This window comes from Superficieibacter sp. 1612_C1 (assembly GCF_015234305.1).
Lineage (GTDB): Bacteria > Pseudomonadota > Gammaproteobacteria > Enterobacterales > Enterobacteriaceae > Superficieibacter.
The window spans coordinates 605,295-621,412 of sequence record NZ_JADGMI010000002.1 but is presented as its reverse complement, the minus strand read 5'-3'; the positions used below and the strand labels follow the sequence as shown (position 1 = coordinate 621,412).

General features: G+C 55.0%; 16 protein-coding genes and 1 pseudogene. 12 read left to right on the top strand and 5 right to left on the bottom strand.

Going from position 1 to position 16,118, the window contains the following annotated elements; translation table 11 throughout:
• Nucleotides 1-22: 22 nt before the first annotated feature.
• From fliZ to INT84_RS09165, 3 genes are all read right to left on the bottom strand, one after another.
• Complete coding sequence (gene fliZ / locus INT84_RS09175) at nucleotides 23-574, bottom strand: flagella biosynthesis regulatory protein FliZ (protein ID WP_194206557.1); 552 nt, start codon at nucleotides 572-574, stop codon at nucleotides 23-25.
• 62 nt (nucleotides 575-636) lie between these two features.
• A complete protein-coding gene (locus INT84_RS09170) occupies nucleotides 637-1,356 on the bottom strand; it encodes an RNA polymerase sigma factor FliA (RefSeq protein ID WP_194206556.1) in 720 nt (239 codons plus the stop codon).
• Between the two features lie 164 nt (nucleotides 1,357-1,520).
• Nucleotides 1,521-2,618: a FliC/FljB family flagellin gene (locus tag INT84_RS09165; RefSeq protein WP_194206555.1), complete on the bottom strand. Its 1,098-nt coding sequence runs from the start codon at nucleotides 2,616-2,618 to the stop codon at nucleotides 1,521-1,523.
• A gap of 267 nt (nucleotides 2,619-2,885) precedes the next feature.
• Between INT84_RS09165 and fliD the strand changes: the two genes are divergently transcribed.
• The 4 genes from fliD to amyA all read left to right on the top strand — a co-directional run bounded on the left by fliD (nucleotide 2,886) and on the right by amyA (nucleotide 6,695).
• Entirely contained in the window at nucleotides 2,886-4,295 is a 1,410-nt protein-coding gene (fliD, locus tag INT84_RS09160; RefSeq protein WP_194206554.1) for a flagellar filament capping protein FliD, read from the top strand.
• Between the two features lie 17 nt (nucleotides 4,296-4,312).
• Nucleotides 4,313-4,723 carry a flagellar export chaperone FliS gene (gene fliS, locus INT84_RS09155; RefSeq protein WP_194206553.1) on the top strand — a complete coding sequence of 137 codons (411 nt, stop codon included), beginning with the start codon at nucleotides 4,313-4,315 and terminating at the stop codon, nucleotides 4,721-4,723.
• The gene (fliT, locus tag INT84_RS09150; protein WP_176918954.1) at nucleotides 4,723-5,097 is read left to right on the top strand and encodes a flagella biosynthesis regulatory protein FliT; all 375 of its coding nucleotides are present in this window, start codon (nucleotides 4,723-4,725) and stop codon (nucleotides 5,095-5,097) included. The genes fliS and fliT overlap by 1 nt, the downstream gene beginning before the upstream one ends.
• 110 nt (nucleotides 5,098-5,207) lie before the next feature.
• Complete coding sequence (gene amyA, locus INT84_RS09145; RefSeq protein WP_194206552.1) at nucleotides 5,208-6,695, top strand: alpha-amylase; 1,488 nt, start codon at nucleotides 5,208-5,210, stop codon at nucleotides 6,693-6,695.
• 309 nt (nucleotides 6,696-7,004) lie between these two features.
• Here amyA and yedD read toward each other — a convergent pair.
• Nucleotides 7,005-7,400, bottom strand: a pseudogene (gene yedD / locus INT84_RS09140) (lipoprotein YedD); the annotation flags it as partial.
• 205 nt (nucleotides 7,401-7,605) lie between these two features.
• On the opposite strand from yedD, the gene yedE reads away from it, so the two are divergent.
• From yedE to INT84_RS09120, 4 genes are all read left to right on the top strand, one after another.
• Nucleotides 7,606-8,817 carry a selenium metabolism membrane protein YedE/FdhT gene (gene yedE, locus INT84_RS09135; protein ID WP_194206551.1) on the top strand — a complete coding sequence of 404 codons (1,212 nt, stop codon included), beginning with the start codon at nucleotides 7,606-7,608 and terminating at the stop codon, nucleotides 8,815-8,817.
• Nucleotides 8,814-9,047: a sulfurtransferase-like selenium metabolism protein YedF gene (yedF, locus tag INT84_RS09130; RefSeq protein ID WP_103674052.1), complete on the top strand. Its 234-nt coding sequence runs from the start codon at nucleotides 8,814-8,816 to the stop codon at nucleotides 9,045-9,047. The genes yedE and yedF overlap by 4 nt, the downstream gene beginning before the upstream one ends.
• A 112-nt stretch (nucleotides 9,048-9,159) precedes the next feature.
• On the top strand, nucleotides 9,160-9,690 hold the full coding sequence (locus tag INT84_RS09125) for a TetR/AcrR family transcriptional regulator (protein ID WP_194206550.1): 531 nt from the start codon (nucleotides 9,160-9,162) through the stop codon (nucleotides 9,688-9,690).
• Nucleotides 9,687-10,841, top strand: coding sequence for an MFS transporter (locus INT84_RS09120; protein ID WP_194206549.1), 1,155 nt, complete (start codon nucleotides 9,687-9,689; stop codon nucleotides 10,839-10,841). Before INT84_RS09125 ends, INT84_RS09120 begins: the two co-directional genes overlap by 4 nt.
• On the opposite strand, the gene fliE is transcribed toward INT84_RS09120, so the two are convergent.
• Complete coding sequence (gene fliE / locus INT84_RS09115) at nucleotides 10,822-11,136, bottom strand: flagellar hook-basal body complex protein FliE (protein ID WP_194206831.1); 315 nt, start codon at nucleotides 11,134-11,136, stop codon at nucleotides 10,822-10,824. The genes INT84_RS09120 and fliE overlap by 20 nt on opposite strands.
• A gap of 211 nt (nucleotides 11,137-11,347) precedes the next feature.
• On the opposite strand from fliE, the gene fliF reads away from it, so the two are divergent.
• From fliF to fliI, 4 genes are read left to right on the top strand one after another with little or no spacing between them, the layout of a single operon-like run.
• Complete coding sequence (fliF, locus tag INT84_RS09110) at nucleotides 11,348-13,051, top strand: flagellar basal-body MS-ring/collar protein FliF (protein ID WP_194206548.1); 1,704 nt, start codon at nucleotides 11,348-11,350, stop codon at nucleotides 13,049-13,051.
• Nucleotides 13,044-14,039, top strand: a complete 996-nt coding sequence (fliG, locus tag INT84_RS09105; protein ID WP_176918962.1) for a flagellar motor switch protein FliG — start codon at nucleotides 13,044-13,046, stop codon at nucleotides 14,037-14,039. The genes fliF and fliG overlap by 8 nt, the downstream gene beginning before the upstream one ends.
• On the top strand, nucleotides 14,032-14,733 hold the full coding sequence (gene fliH, locus INT84_RS09100) for a flagellar assembly protein FliH (protein WP_194206547.1): 702 nt from the start codon (nucleotides 14,032-14,034) through the stop codon (nucleotides 14,731-14,733). Before fliG ends, fliH begins: the two co-directional genes overlap by 8 nt.
• Nucleotides 14,733-16,103, top strand: a complete 1,371-nt coding sequence (gene fliI / locus INT84_RS09095; protein WP_194206546.1) for a flagellar protein export ATPase FliI — start codon at nucleotides 14,733-14,735, stop codon at nucleotides 16,101-16,103. The genes fliH and fliI overlap by 1 nt, the downstream gene beginning before the upstream one ends.
• Nucleotides 16,104-16,118 lie beyond the last annotated feature (15 nt).

Sequence of the window (16,118 nt, the reverse complement as noted above, 5' to 3'; positions counted from 1 at the left end):
TTGCGCTACAACTTATTCACTTTTAATATATATCACAAACTTCAGCGTGCGCGAGATCCTCTCTGTCCGCCGACGCGCGGTGCGACTGAAACTGGACATACTTACGTAAGGCAATCCGGTAGTTGTTGGTGCTGGTGGTCGGCAACCAGGGTTCGAGGTTTTCATCGGGGAAGCCTTCATCCAGCAGCGTGCGGGATATATTTTGCTCGGTCAGATGCGTACCAAGGCGGCGCAGGCGCACCACGTATTCGCGCACGGTGCCGTGGCTCATCTCGGTGTGATCAAAAAGGTATTGTTTAAAGCCGATGATATCAAAATAGTCACTCTGCGTTTTGCAGTGCAGGTCGCCGCAGAAGCGGCACAGTGCGACCCATTTTTGTTGTTCAACCTGCCAGGTCTCGTCATCAATCAGCATATCGAGGCGGGAGATGGCTATTTTATTGACGATTTCGCCCTGCCGGACCAGCGTGATGCGGTCGAGCAGTTTGTGACAATGGGCGCAATGCGTCTGGCTGTGTTTAAAGTCTTTCAAATAGCGGCTTAAAGGCCGTCTTTTTGCTTGCTGCACCGTCATGATAACTCCTGGTTGTCATTGCTTGTGCGGCACTTTTCAGGAGCGATGAATTCACCACTAACCTATAACTTACCCAGGCGGCTCTTCAGACGTTTAATGGCCTGACTGTGCAACTGGCTGACGCGCGACTCGCCGACCTCCAGAACCGCGCCGATCTCTTTAAGATTCAGCTCTTCCTGGTAGTACAGCGTCAGCACCAGCTGTTCGCGCTCCGGCAAGGCTTCAATGGCCTCCATCACGCGCTGGCGCAGGTTGCTGTCCAGCAGTTGTTGCAGCGGATTTTCCCGTTGATGTTCGTCTGACACCAGCTCAATACCGTCGCCATGCTCCTCGTGATACTCGTCCCACGAGAAGATCTGGCTATTATTGGTATCCAGCAGCATCTGACGATAATCTTCAACCGGTATGCTGAGATGCTGCGCAACTTCGGTTTCGGTTGCGTTACGTCCCAGCCGCTGTTCCAGCTGTCCCATTGCCTGCGCCACTTCGCGCGCGTTGCGACGGACGCTGCGCGGGACCCAGTCTCGACTGCGCAATTCGTCCAGCATCGCCCCGCGAATGCGTTGCACTGCGTAAGTTGTAAATGCCGTTCCTTGCAGAGCATCGTATCGTTCAACGGCATTTAATAACCCAATGCCACCCGCCTGAATCAGATCGTCCAGTTCCACGCTCGCTGGCAAGCGCACCTGAAGGCGTAATGCTTCATGACGCACCAGAGGTACATAACGCTGCCATAGCGAGTGTTTATCCATTACACCTTCAGCGGTATAGAGTGTGTTCACGATAAACAGCCCTGCGTTAATGAGTTATCGGCATGATTATCCGTTTCTGGAGGGCTTTTAATCGGATGAATAGTGGGTGAAATGGGGGGTTATTTAGCAGTTACAGCAGATCGGAGCAGTGAAAAAACCCCGCCGAGGCGGGGTTGGACAGGTCAGAGAGGCGATTAGCCCTGCAGCAGAGACAGGATCTGCTGTGGTACCTGGTTAGCTTTGGACAGCACGGAGTTACCAGCCTGCTGGATGATCTGCGCTTTAGACATGTTCGACACTTCGGTCGCATAGTCAGCGTCCTGAATACGGGACTGCGCTTCAGACAGGTTGGTAGTGGTGTTGTTCAGGTTGGTAACGGCGGAATCCAGACGGTTCTGCACGGCACCCAGAGAAGAACGGAATTTGTCGACCTGAGAAATCGCGTCGTCCAGCGCTGCCAGTGGAGATGTAGTCGGAGCATTTTTGTTATCATCTACCGCGTCAGTCCCAACTGTTACGACCGCTTTTGCAGCAACAGGAGCATCTGGATCAGTATTATCTGCTTTCGTGAAAGCAACGGTTGCTTTTACAAAATTACCATCAGCATCTTTGGTAGCATACTGTGTTTCATTCGAGGTATCAGTATAGGAGTAAAGCTCAACTGCTTTACCGGCAGTATCAGCAATATTTGCTTTAGCAACAGTAACATCATCAGCACCATCTTTACCTGATATTGATGCACCAACTTTCTCGAAGCCCTTGCTTACGTTGAAGCCTTCAAGACCCAGGGCTTTACTATCAATTTTCTGGAGGTCAATAGTAATTGTCTGACCGTCGTTAGCGCCAACCTGAACATCAATTTTAGCTTTTGCTCCTGACAGCACGCTTACGCCGTTGAACTGGGTCTGTTCAGATACACGGTTAATTTCGTCCAGACGGGATTTGATTTCGTCCTGGATTGAAGAAAGGTCGGAATCAGAGTTAGTACCGGTAGTGGCCTGAACGGTCAGCTCACGTACACGCTGTAAGTTGTTGTTGATCTCAGACAGTGCACCTTCAGTGGTCTGCGCCAGAGAGATACCGTCGTTGGCGTTACGCGCAGCCTGGGTCAGGCCTTTGATGTTAGAGGTGAAGCGGTTAGCAATCGCCTGACCCGCTGCATCGTCTTTCGCGCTGTTGATACGCAGACCAGAAGACAGACGCTCGATTGAGCTGGACAGTGCAGACTGGTTTTTGTTGATGTTGTTCTGAGTGATCAGCGAGAGGCTGTTGGTATTAATGACTTGTGCCATGATTCATTTTCCTGTTTATCAAGTCTACGATTAACGTGTTGGGTTTCCACCCGTCGGCTTCGTCGCCGTCAAACCTGTTATCGTCTGGTCGCTGATAACCTTTAGACTTTTTTTTCACAGCACCGATATTTTTCCTGAGCCGCGAAATACCCTTTTCTATCCCCCTTATTCCCGCCATTAAATAAACACAATTAATCGTAAACTTTGCGTCATTCAGGCCGATAACTCCGGTATTCGTTCTACGTGTCGGTACATTAAGGAATTACTATGGCAAGTATTTCAACGCTGGGAATCGGGTCGGGCCTGGATCTGAGCAGCATTCTGGATAGTCTGGAAACAGCAGAAAAAGCAGGCTTAAAGCCTATTTCGGCTCAGCAGACCTCATATACCGCCAAATTAAGTGCCTATGGTTCGTTAAGCAGCGCGCTGGAAAAATTCCAGACCGCGAATACCGCCCTGGGTAAAGCAGATTTGTTTACCGCAACCTCGACGACCAGTAGCAGTACGGCGTTTACGGCCACCACTTCCGGTAGCGCCATTGCCGGGAAATACACGATCAAAGTCACGCAGCTTGCGCAGGCGCAGACGCTGACCAGCCAGCAAACGCAGCTCGACAGTAAATCCGCGATTGCCACCAGCGACAGCACACTCACTATCCAGCAGGGTGGCGATAAAAAGCCGGTTACGATTGATATCAGCGCCGCTAACTCATCATTAACCGGCATTCGCGACGCCATCAATAATGCAAAAGCGGGCGTCAGCGCCAGTATCATTAACGTGGGTGGCGGGGAGTATCGTCTGTCTATTACCTCCGACGACACTGGTGCAGATAACGCCATGAAATTGAGCGTCAGCGGCGACAGCGCGTTGCAGGATTTCTTAGGCTATGACGGTACTGACAGTACCAAAGGCATGGAAGAGAGCGTTACCGCCCAGGATGCTGAACTGTATGTCAACAACGTCAAAATTACTAACAGCAGCAACACCATCAGTAACGCGCTGGAAGATATCACGCTGAATCTGAGCGATGTTACAACGGGTAACCAGACCTTAACCATCACCAAAGATACCTCAAAAGCAGAAACGGCGATTAAAGACTGGGTGACGGCCTATAACACCCTCCAGGATACGTTCAGCAGCCTGACTAAATACACGGCGGTGGACGCTGGCGCTGAAAGTCAGGACACCAGCAACGGCGCGTTGCTTGGCGACTCCACCCTGCGAACCATTCAGACGCAGTTAAAAGGTCTGCTGACCAATACTTCCGGTTCAACCTCTATTAAAACGCTGGCGCAAATTGGCATCACGTCCGACCCGAGCACCGGGCAGTTAGAACTGGATGAAGACAAAATGAAAACCGCGCTGCAAACCGATCCGTCTGGTGTGAAAGATATGATTGTTGGTGATGGTAAAAAAACGGGTGTTACTACTGTCATGGGCAGCAGTCTGACCAGTTGGCTGTCCAAAACCGGCATTATCCAGGCCGCTAAAGACGGCGTGAGTAAAACCCTGAACCATCTGACCGAGCAGTACAACGCCGCCAGCACGCGTATTGATTCACTGGTTACCCGTTATAAAGCGCAGTTCACCCAGCTCGATATTCTGATGAACTCATTAAATTCAACCAGCAGCTATCTGACTCAACAATTTGAGTCTACTGATAGCAGCAAAAGCTAATTAATGCAGGAGACGTCATGTACGGCGCAAAAGGCACGCAAACCTACGCAAAAATTGGAGTGGAAAGCGCAGTGATGAGCGCAAGCCAGCAGCAGCTGGTGACCATGCTGTTTGACGGCGCGCTGAGCGCATTAGTGCGCGCGCGCCTGTTTATGCAGGACAACAATCTGGAAGGAAAAGGACTGTCTCTTTCGAAAGCGATTAACATCATCGAAAACGGCCTGAAAGTGGGTCTTGATGAGGAGAGTCGTGACGAGTTAACGCAAAACCTGCTGGCGCTCTACGCCTATATGGTAAGACGCCTGCTGCAAGCGAATCTTCGCAATGACGTTAACGCTGTCGAGGAGGTTGAAGGTCTGCTGCGCAACATCGCAGAGGCCTGGAAGGAATCGTTACTTATGCCTAATTTGATTCAGGATCCTGTCTAATGAACCACGCACCGCAACTGTATACCTCGTACCAGCAGCTGCTTGAACAAAGTAACGTCATGCTGCGCCTTGCCACCGAAGGATTGTGGGAGGAATTAATCGCTACAGAAATGGATTACGTCAGTGCGGTGCAAAAACTCGCGCAGCTTACGCAACAGGTTGCCCCTTCTGCCGTGACGCAGGAACAGCTTCGCCCCCTGTTGCGGGTGATTTTGAGTAACGAAAGTGAAGTAAAACGGCTGCTGCAAATCAGAATGGATGAACTGGCAAAACTGGTGGGCCAGTCCTCCATTCAGAAATCCGTTCTCACCGCCTATTCTAAACAGGGCGGGCACGTGCTGGTCCCGCAGGATAATCTCGACACCAGCCATTAAGTTTGCTTATCACCCTGCCGCACGGCGCGAGAAAAATAATCTGACTCGTGCCAGGCGCTTTTCAACCGTATATCCCATACTTGTGACACCTGGTTACATGGAGATTACGTATGCGCAACCCCACGTTGTTGCAATGCTTTCACTGGTATTACCCTGACGGCGGCAAACTTTGGCCTGAAATAGAAGAGCGCGCTGCCACGCTCAACGATATTGGTATCAATATGATTTGGTTGCCCCCGGCCTATAAAGCCGCGTCGGGCGGGTATTCGGTCGGTTACGATACCTACGATTTATTCGATTTGGGCGAGTTCGATCAGAAAGGGTCGGTTGCGACAAAATATGGCGACAAGCAGCAGTTACTGTCCGCCATTGAGGCATTGCGACAGAATGACATCGCCGTCTTACTGGATGTCGTGGTGAATCACAAAATGGGGGCCGATGAAAAGGAGCACGTTCAGGTGCAGCGGGTAAACGAACAGGATCGTACGCAGATAGATGATGAAATCATCGAATGCGAAGCCTGGACGCGTTACACCTTTCCGGCACGTGAGGGCAAATATTCGCAGTTCGTCTGGGATTACAAATGCTTCAGCGGAATCGATCATATTGAGAATCCGGATGAAGACGGCATTTTTAAAATCGTTAATGACTACACTGGCGACGGCTGGAACGACCAGGTGGATGACGAGCTGGGCAACTTCGATTATCTGATGGGTGAAAATATCGATTTTCGCAATCATGCGGTGACCGAGGAGATTAAGTACTGGGCGCGCTGGGTAATGGATGAGACGCAGTGCGACGGTTTCCGTCTCGACGCGGTGAAGCATATTCCGGCGTGGTTCTATAAAGAGTGGATCGATCACGTGCAGGAAGTGGCACCGAAGCCGCTGTTTATCGTGGCAGAATACTGGTCGCATGAAGTGGAAAAACTTCAGCAGTATATCGATCAGGTCGAAGGCAAAACCATGCTTTTCGACGCCCCACTGCATATGAAGTTTCACGAGGCGTCACTTCAGGGTCGCGATTACGACATGACGCAGATCTTCACCGGGACATTAGTGGAAGCCGATCCGTTCCATGCGGTAACGCTGGTGGCAAACCACGATACCCAGCCGCTTCAGGCGCTGGAAGCCCCGGTCGAAGCCTGGTTTAAGCCGCTGGCCTACGCGCTGATCCTGCTACGGGAAAACGGTGTACCGTCAGTATTCTATCCGGATCTGTTTGGTGCCAGCTATGAAGACACCGGTGGTGACGGTAACACGTATCAGATTGAGATGCCGATTATCGAACAGCTGAGCGAACTGATTATGGCCCGCCAGCGCTTCGCCCACGGTATTCAGACGCTGTATTTTGACCATCCGAACTGTATCGCGTTTAGCCGCAGCGGCACCGACGAAGCGGCTGGCTGCGTGGTGGTGATGTCCAACGGCGACGATGGCGAAAAAACCATCGAGCTTGGTGAAAATTACGGTAACAAACGCTGGTGTGATTTCCTCGGCAACCGCGAGGAAGTGGTCGAGACCGACGACCAGGGTACGGCAACGTTCCTGTGCAACGGCGGCAGCGTCAGCGTATGGGTGCTGGAGGACGTGCTGTAGAGTCAGAAAGCGGGTGGTTGGTCTTCGGACATTACCACCCTCTGCACAGATAGCTCAAAGCGTCCATAACGTGGTTGTGATGCCGGATGGCGGCTTCGCCTTATCCGGCCTACAGGTTATCCAGCCTGGACGTCGCCCCGTAGGCCCGGTAAGCGCCAGCGCCAACGGGCATTTCAGCCGGCCGGGCTGAATCCACGTATAGCCACGTTGGGTGACTCATCCTCAACGGTAAACCCGGTTTTTCTTCTCTTTCGCTTTTACGCCTTCGACTTTCTCCGCCGCAGGCTTCGCCACTGCCGGTTGAGCCGACAGCGGATTTTTTGCCAGATAATCCGCGCATTCCTGCGTCGGGCGGTCGACACGATGCAGCGTCATACCGGCATATTCCAGCTCTGCCCCGCTACGCTCCAGGTTGTAAACCTCAAGTTTATTCGTGACGTTGTAATAATCATCTGACCGCTTCATCAATTTGCCCGGCAGCGCAATCACCCGTTGCCACTGGCGGCAGTCGAGGGTATCGCCCTCACGCGTCACAATCAGACTGGCTATCGCTTCCGGACTGACCAGCTTGCTCTGCGGGCCGCTTGACTGCCAGTACCCCACCAGATCGCCAGGCGCAGGCGTTTTCACCACGTCCTCATAGTTATCGACCTGGGCACAGCCTGTCAGGGCCAGCAGCAGGCCGGCAAACGCTACTTTTTTCATCATCTATCCTGCAACGAACAAAAAAATCATTGTGGCATTAAAGCCCTGAGCCTGCCAGCCATTCACCACGCGCGTTATAAATTGATCTCATCGACATTTTGTCTTTTTTCCATTAGTCATATTTATCATTTCGCGTAATATCCCCTCTTCTCCAGCACCCTCTCATCGTGCGTATTACATCCTTCTGAGTTCAGAGGCAATATTAATGACCTGGCAACACTTCAAACAGGCTTACCTGATTAAATTCTGGGCACCTGCTCCCGCCGTTATCGCAGCGGGTATTCTCTCCACCTATTATTTTGGTATTACCGGCACCTTCTGGGCCGTGACCGGCGAATTTACCCGCTGGGGCGGACAGTTACTCCAGTTGGCCGGTGTCCACGCCGAAGAATGGGGATATTACAAACTTATTCATCTTGACGGTTCGCCCTTAACCCGCATCGACGGGATGATGATTATCGGCATGTTTGGCGGCTGTTTTGCGGCGGCGCTGTGGGCCAATAACGTTAAATTGCGTCTCCCGCGTAGCCGGATCCGTATTTTCCAGGCTGTTGCGGGCGGCATTATTGCGGGTTTCGGCGCGCGTCTGGCGATGGGCTGTAATCTTGCCGCGTTTTTCACCGGTATTCCTCAGTTCTCCCTGCACGCCTGGTTTTTCGCGCTGGCTACGGCGTTAGGATCGTGGTTTGGCGCACGCTTCACTCTACTGCCGATCTTCCGTATTCCGGTCAAAATGCAGAAAGTCTCCGCCGCGTCGCCGCTGACGCAAAAACCGGAACAGGCGCGTCGCCGTTTCCGCCTCGGGATGCTGGTCTTCATCGGCATGCTGGGCTGGGCACTCCTGACGGCGATGAATCAGCCGAAGCTGGGCCTGGCGATGCTGTTTGGCGTAGGCTTTGGTCTACTGATCGAACGCGCGCAGATCTGTTTTACTTCAGCGTTCCGCGATATGTGGATCACCGGACGCACCCATATGGCGAAGGCCATCATCTTCGGTATGGCGGTGAGCGCCATCGGCATCTTCAGCTACGTGCAGCTGGGCGTTGAGCCGAAAATCATGTGGGCCGGGCCAAACGCGGTGCTTGGCGGCCTGCTGTTTGGCTTCGGCATTGTGCTGGCGGGCGGCTGCGAAACTGGCTGGATGTACCGCGCGGTAGAAGGCCAGGTTCACTACTGGTGGGTCGGGCTGGGTAACGTTATCGGCTCGACGATCCTCGCGTATTACTGGGACGATCTCGCTCCGACGCTTGCTACCCGCTGGGATAAGGTGAATTTACTGAATACCTTTGGCCCGCTCGGCGGTCTGCTGATGACCTACGCCATGCTGTTTATCGCGCTGATGTTGATTATCGGCTGGGAGAAACATTTCTTCCGCCGTAAAACGCTTCCGGTTACCGATGTTAAGGAGATGGCATGAAAACGATAGTTCCGGATTACCGTCTTGATATGGTCGGCGAGCCCTGTCCTTATCCGGCGGTGGCTACCCTGGAAGCACTGCCGCAATTAAAAAAAGGTGAGATCCTGGAAGTGGTCAGTGATTGTCCGCAGTCGATCAATAACATTCCGCTTGATGCGCGTAATCACGGCTATACGGTGCTGGATATTCAGCAGGATGGCCCAACGATTCGTTATTTGATTCAGAAGTAAACCAACCGGCCGGGGAAATCACCCCGGCCATGGCAATATTTGAAGCTCTTTTTCTCCGGCGATCCGGCGCTGATGATTTGCAAAAGTAAAACGATCGGTTTACTTTTAAAGTATGCGAAAGAGAGACGATATCCTTCAGGCCGCCGAGCGGCTGTTCTATGAAAACGGGTTTCATACCACCAGCACTGACCAACTCTGTCAGGAAGCGAAGGTGTCCACCCGCACCTTTTACCGTTACTTTCCTTCCCGGGAAATCTTAACTGAAGCGGTGATGGCGGCACGCCAGCAGCGTTTTTTTGAGGGTCTACACTCTCCAGATCATCCGCAGGCGATTAGCCAGCTGTTCTTATTACTGGAGCAGTGGATGCGCGAGTATGGTGCGTCCGGATGTTTCTTTATCAAAGCCTGGGGAGAATATGCCCGGGAGGATGTGCGGCTGTCCGCGCTGGCGCTGGATTTTCGCTACGCGCTGCGTCGCTATATCGCCAGTTGCCTCGGCAGCAGCGACGCGGCGCTAGCGGATACCATCTGGATACTGTTTGAAGGTGCCATTACCTCGGCATTGATTACCGGTCCTGAAGCCGCTAGCCGCGCGGGTAAGGCCGCTCTGTTCCTTCTCGCGCACGGCAAGGAGCAATCATGAAATCGTCCCTGCCGCTGGCCATCACTGGCTTTGCCCTGATCGCCATCACCTACGGACTGGCGCGTTTCTCATGGGGATTGATGCTACCTGCGGTTAATCACGATATCCCGTTGAGCGCATCACAGGCGGGGATGATTGCCGCTTCCAGCTTTGCTGCCTACTGTATTGCCGTACTGGGCGCGTCATCGCTGAGCGCACGGTATGGCTCCCGGTTGTCCGCTATCATCACGGCGCTTTGCGCGGCGGCGGGATTACTGCTGATGGCGATGGCCACCTCTCCTGCCCTGTTGGGCTTCGGCCTGTTTATTGCAGGCTTAAGCCCCGGCCTGGCATCGCCGTCACTGGCGGATGCAGTGAGCCTGCGAGTGGCTGAGCATCGCCAGCCGCAGGTCAATACGTTAATTAATGCGGGTACCGGCGCGGGTATTATTCTGTCGGTACCGATCTTATTCTTTATGCCTGGTGGCTGGCGTGCCGCCTGCGTGGTATTTGCGCTCATTTCGCTGGCCTGCCTGCTACTGGTCGTGCGCTATCTCCCCGCAGAAAAACGACCGAAAGACCGAAACGGTGCTCGTTTACTGTCCCCTGCCATCAGGCGTCTGGCGATTATTGCGTTTATCAGCGGTTTTGCCAGCGCGGCGTGGTGGAGTTTTGGTCCGCAGATCCTGCAACAGCAACTGCATGTCGAAAGCACGATGACCAGTATGCTATGGCTACTGAGCGGCGGTGCAGGGATCCTGGGCATTTTTACCGGACCGTTAATCCGTCGTCATGGCATTAACGCCGTCTACCGTGTGGCACTGCTTTTTATGGTAATACCGTTACTGATCCTGACGTTCAGTCATGGATTTAATAACGGATTGTATGCTGCCGTGGCACTGGCTGGCGTGGGCTATATCACACTCTCAGCCGTGCTGTTGGTAAGCGGCGCAGCGGCCATCCCGAACGCTCCCGCCACTGGCGTCGGTATTGCCTTTTTTACGCTGGCGGCGGGACAGGCTGTCGGCGCACTTATTTTCGGCAGGCTGTATGTCGATACAGGGGCCTCTGTCTCGCTCAGCCTTTTTGCTGTTATCGGCGCATTGATGCTGTTTTTTACGCCGCCTGCGCAATCCGATCCGTGTTTCTGCCTTAAACCCCCATCGCCATAATATCCTGATACGCCGCAATCAGTTTATTACGCACCTGAATACCCATTTGCAGCGACACCGACGATTTTTGCAGATCGGTCATCACGTCATTCAGCGCCACGCCCGGCTCACCCAGCGAAAATTTTTCTGCCTGCACGCGGGCGGCATTTTGCGTATCGCTGATCCGGTCGATGGCGGCGTGAAGCTGCCCGGCAAAGCCGACGGTTGGCTCATTTTGCACGCTCTGATTACGCGCGATGCTGGCGGTTGCCTGTAAGGTGCTAAGCACCCCTTCAATACCCTGAACGGCCATTATTTACCCCTGGTGAAATTCAACGCGGTGAGATTACCAGTTTGTCAATGGGATAAAGGCGTTAAATAACGTAGAAAAAACAGGTTATTTCGCCCATCGAAAATCCAAAACCGACAAATAATGGCGGGGCTAACAGTATGCGTTTGCCGACCCGGGAGTCAGTTTTGTTTCACTACACGTTTACCGCCATCCACCAGGATTTACGAGGTGCGCAATGAGCGCGGCTGCATCGACAACGCCACAAACGAAAACCGCTGAGTGGATCAATCGCCTGCGCGCTAACCCCAAAATTCCGCTGATGGTAATAAGCGCCGCTGCCGTGGCCGTTATTGTCGCCATGGTGCTGTGGGCAAAAAGCCCCGACTACCGCACCCTATTCAGCAATTTGTCCGATCAGGACGGCGGGGCCATCGTCCAGCAATTAACGCAGATGAACATCCCCTACCGCTTTGCCGATAACGGCGGCGCGCTCGAAGTCCCGGCGGATAAAGTTCATGAGCTGCGTCTGCGTCTGGCGCAGCAAGGGCTGCCGAAAGGTGGCGCGGTCGGTTTTGAGCTGCTGGATCAGGAAAAGTTCGGCATCAGCCAGTTCAGTGAGCAGGTTAACTACCAGCGTGCGCTGGAGGGTGAACTGGCACGCACCATCGAAACTCTCGGGCCGGTAAAAACCGCGCGTGTGCATCTGGCGATGCCAAAGCCCTCGCTGTTCGTGCGCGAGCAAAAATCCCCTTCGGCCTCGGTGACGGTGAACCTGGAACCGGGCCGGGCGCTGGATGAAGGGCAAATCAGCGCCGTGGTCCATCTGGTCTCCAGCGCGGTGGCGGGTCTGCCCGCGGGTAACGTGACGCTGGTCGATCAGGGGGGTCATCTGCTGACCCAATCCAATACCAGCGACCGGGCGCTGAACGATGCACAATTAAAATATGCCTCCGATGTAGAAGGCCGCGTCCAGCGCCGCATCGAATCTATCCTTGGCCCTATCGTCGGTAACGGCAACGTCCATGCGCAGGTAACCGCGCAGATCGATTTCGCCGATAAAGAACAGACCGAAGAGCAATACCACCCGAACAGCGACAGCAGCCAGGCGGCGATGCGCTCTCGTCAGTTAAACCTCAGTGAGCAAAATGGTAGCGGCAGCGTGGGCGGCGTGCCGGGCGCGCTGTCCAATCAGCCTGCGCCAGCTAATACCGCGCCGATTGCCAATCCGCCGACAACCACTGCGCAGAACGGCCAACAAAATGCGCAGCAAAACACGCAGTCCACGTCGACCGCGAACAATACCGCCGGTCCGCATAGTTCTCAGCGTAACGAAACCACCAACTATGAAGTTGACCGGACTATCCGCCACACCAAATTAAACGTTGGGGATGTACAGCGACTTTCTGTCGCCGTGGTGGTGAATTATCGCACGCTGACCGATGGCAAGCCGCTGCCGCTGACCGCCGATCAGATGAAACAAATTGAAGATCTCACCCGTGAAGCAATGGGTTTCTCCACTACCCGCGGCGACACGCTGAACGTCGTGAACTCGCCGTTCAGCGCCGTGGATGAAACCGGCGGTGAACTGCCGTTCTGGCAACAACAGTCGTTTATCGATCAGTTGATGATCGCCGGACGCTGGCTGCTGGTGCTGCTGGTTGCGTGGCTGCTGTGGCGTAAAGCGGTGCGTCCACAGCTGGTGCGCCGTCAGGAAGAGATCAAAGCCGTGCAGGAAGAAGCACAGGTGCGTCAGGAAAGCACCAGCACAGTAGATGGTGTTGAAGTTCGCCTGACGAAAGATGAACTGACCCAACAGCGTCGCGCCAATCAGCGTATGGGCGCGGAAGTGATGAGCCAGCGTATTCGTGAGATGTCAGATAACGATCCGCGCGTCGTCGCGCTGGTCATTCGCCAGTGGATGAATAACGAACATGAGTAGTCTAACCGGAACGGAAAAAAGCGTCATTTTGCTGATGACCATTGGTGAAGATCGTGCGGCGGAGGTGTTTAAACATCTCTCCAACCGCGAGGTCCAGCACCTGAGTTCGGCGATGGCCAACGTGCGGCAAATCTCCAACAAACAGCTGACGGAAGTGCTGGGCGAGTTTGAGCAGGAGGCGGAACAGTTCGCCGCGCTCAACGTCAACGCCAGCGAATACCTGCGGTCGGTACTGGTCAAGGCGCTGGGCGAAGAACGCGCCGCCAGCCTGCTGGAAGATATTCTCGAAACCCGCGAAACGTCGAGCGGTATTGAAACGCTCAACTTTATGGAGCCGCAGAGTGCCGCGGATCTGATTCGCGACGAGCATCCGCAGATTATCGCCACCATTCTGGTGCATCTCAAACGCGGTCAGGCAGCGGATATTCTGGCGCTGTTCGACGAACGCCTGCGCCACGATGTGATGCTACGTATTGCCACCTTCGGCGGCGTCCAGCCTGCCGCGCTGGCGGAGCTGACGGAAGTGCTCAACAATCTGCTCGACGGTCAGAATCTCAAGCGCAGCAAAATGGGCGGCGTAAGAACCGCAGCCGAAATTATCAACCTGATGAAAACGCAGCAGGAAGAGGCCGTTATCTCTGCCGTGCGTGAATTCGACGGCGAACTGGCTCAAAAAATCATCGACGAGATGTTCCTGTTCGAAAACCTGGTCGAAGTGGACGACCGCAGTATTCAGCGTCTGTTGCAGGAAGTGGATTCCGAATCGCTGCTGGTGGCGCTCAAAGGGGCCGAGCAGCCGCTGCGCGAGAAGTTCCTGCGCAATATGTCGCAACGTGCCGCCGATATCCTGCGCGACGATCTCGCCAACCGCGGTCCGGTCCGCCTGTCGCAGGTGGAAAACGAGCAGAAAGCGATTCTGCTGATTGTCCGTCGTCTGGCGGAAACTGGCGAAATGGTGATCGGCAGCGGCGAGGATACCTATGTCTGATCAACTGCCGTGGAAAATCTGGCAGCCTGACAGCCTGTTCGCGCCGTTGACCGAGGCTGCGCCGTTCGAGGATGACGAGCCAACGTCGTTGCCGCCTCAGGAGGAGATTTCTCCCGAACAGCAGCTTCAGCAGCAGCTGGCGCAGCTCCAAATTCAGGCCCATGAACAGGGCTACGCTGCCGGGATGGCTGAAGGACGCCAGACGGGTCATGTGCAGGGGTATCAGGAAGGGCTGGCGCAGGGTCTGGAACAGGGGCAGCTTCAGGCGCGTCAGTTGCAGGAACCGCTGCACGCGCGAATGCAGCAACTGGTGAGTGAATTCCAGAATACGCTGGATGCCCTCGACAGCGTGATTGCCTCACGTCTGACGCAGATGGCGCTAACGGCGGCACGGCAGATTATTGGTGAAATGCCAGTAGTGGATAACCACGGCTTAATTAAACAGATCCAGCAGTTACTTCAGCAGGAGCCGTTGTTCAGCGGCAAGCCGCAGCTGCGCGTCCATCCGGACGATTTGCAGCGCGTGGAAGACATGCTCGGCGCGACGCTCAGCCTGCACGGCTGGCGGCTGCGCGGCGATACCACGCTGCATCCCGGTGGCTGTAAAGTCTCCGCCGACGAGGGCGATCTGGATGCCAGCGTCGCGACGCGCTGGCAGGAACTGTGCCGCCTGGCGGCACCGGGAGCCTGTTAATGACCTCCCGCCTCAGCCGCTGGCTGCAAACGCTGGATAACGTTGAAGCCAAAATGGCCCAGCTACCGTCCGTGCGCCGTTACGGTCGGCTGACCCGCGCTACCGGGCTGGTGCTGGAAGCCACGGGGCTCCAGCTACCGCTGGGCGCAACCTGCATTATTGAGCGTCAGGACCGGGGTGAAACGCAGGAAGTCGAAAGCGAAGTGGTTGGCTTTAACGGTCAGCGGCTGTTTTTAATGCCACTGGAAGAAGTCGAAGGCATTCTGCCCGGCGCGCGCGTTTATGCCCGTAACAACAGCGGCGATGGCCTGCACAGCAGCAAGCAGTTGCCGCTCGGCCCGGCACTCCTCGGGCGTGTCCTGGACGGCGGCGGCAAACCGCTCGACGGCCTCCCCTCCCCGGATACCACCGAAAGCGGGGCGCTGATCACTCAGCCGTTTAACCCGCTGCAACGTACCCCGATTGAACACGTGCTGGATACCGGCGTGCGTCCCATTAACGCCCTGCTCACCGTTGGCCGTGGGCAGCGTATGGGACTGTTTGCCGGTTCCGGCGTCGGTAAAAGCGTCCTGCTGGGCATGATGGCGCGTTACACCGAAGCGGATGTGATAGTGGTGGGGCTTATCGGCGAGCGTGGGCGTGAAGTCAAAGACTTTATCGAAAACATTCTCGGCCCGGAAGGTCGCGCCCGCTCGGTGGTGATTGCCGCTCCGGCAGACGTCTCGCCCCTGCTGCGAATGCAGGGCGCAGCTTACGCCACGCGTATCGCCGAAGATTTTCGCGATCGCGGCCAGCATGTGCTGCTGATTATGGATTCCCTCACCCGCTACGCGATGGCGCAGCGTGAAATTGCGCTGGCCATCGGTGAACCGCCTGCCACCAAAGGTTATCCGCCCTCCGTTTTCGCCAAACTGCCAGCGCTGGTGGAACGCGCCGGGAACGGGATCACCGGCGGCGGGTCAATTACCGCCTTCTATACCGTGCTCACCGAGGGCGACGATCAGCAGGACCCGATTGCAGATTCCGCACGCGCCATTCTCGACGGCCACATCGTTCTCTCCCGCCGTCTGGCGGAAGCAGGCCACTATCCGGCGATTGATATTGAAGCTTCCATCAGCCGTGCGATGACTGCGCTGATTGATGAACGGCACTATGCACGGGTGCGTAATTTTAAACAGCTGCTCTCCAGTTTTCAGCGCAACCGCGATCTGGTCAGCGTGGGAGCCTATGCCAGAGGCAGCGATCCGCTGCTCGACCGGGCCATTGTGCTCTGGCCGCAGCTGGAGGCGTTTTTACAGCAGGGTATCTTTGAAAAAGCAGGCTGGGAAGAGTCGCTCCAGGCGCTGGAACTGATTTTCCCCACGGCGTAATGAGGCGGGAGAACG

Excerpts from the sequence above, each read along its gene's own strand:
- fliI (WP_194206546.1), top strand. The coding sequence starts at position 14,733 with ATGACCTCCCGCCTCAGCCGCTGGCTGCAAACGCTGGATAACGTTGAA.
- fliG (WP_176918962.1), top strand. The coding sequence starts at position 13,044 with ATGAGTAGTCTAACCGGAACGGAAAAAAGCGTCATTTTGCTGATGACC.
- INT84_RS09165 (WP_194206555.1), bottom strand. The coding sequence starts at position 2,618 with ATGGCACAAGTCATTAATACCAACAGCCTCTCGCTGATCACTCAGAAC.
- INT84_RS09120 (WP_194206549.1), top strand. The coding sequence starts at position 9,687 with ATGAAATCGTCCCTGCCGCTGGCCATCACTGGCTTTGCCCTGATCGCC.
- INT84_RS09125 (WP_194206550.1), top strand. The coding sequence starts at position 9,160 with ATGCGAAAGAGAGACGATATCCTTCAGGCCGCCGAGCGGCTGTTCTAT.
- fliD (WP_194206554.1), top strand. The coding sequence starts at position 2,886 with ATGGCAAGTATTTCAACGCTGGGAATCGGGTCGGGCCTGGATCTGAGC.
- fliF (WP_194206548.1), top strand. The coding sequence starts at position 11,348 with ATGAGCGCGGCTGCATCGACAACGCCACAAACGAAAACCGCTGAGTGG.
- yedF (WP_103674052.1), top strand. The coding sequence starts at position 8,814 with ATGAAAACGATAGTTCCGGATTACCGTCTTGATATGGTCGGCGAGCCC.
- yedE (WP_194206551.1), top strand. The coding sequence starts at position 7,606 with ATGACCTGGCAACACTTCAAACAGGCTTACCTGATTAAATTCTGGGCA.
- fliZ (WP_194206557.1), bottom strand. The coding sequence starts at position 574 with ATGACGGTGCAGCAAGCAAAAAGACGGCCTTTAAGCCGCTATTTGAAA.
- fliT (WP_176918954.1), top strand. The coding sequence starts at position 4,723 with ATGAACCACGCACCGCAACTGTATACCTCGTACCAGCAGCTGCTTGAA.
- fliS (WP_194206553.1), top strand. The coding sequence starts at position 4,313 with ATGTACGGCGCAAAAGGCACGCAAACCTACGCAAAAATTGGAGTGGAA.
- amyA (WP_194206552.1), top strand. The coding sequence starts at position 5,208 with ATGCGCAACCCCACGTTGTTGCAATGCTTTCACTGGTATTACCCTGAC.
- fliH (WP_194206547.1), top strand. The coding sequence starts at position 14,032 with ATGTCTGATCAACTGCCGTGGAAAATCTGGCAGCCTGACAGCCTGTTC.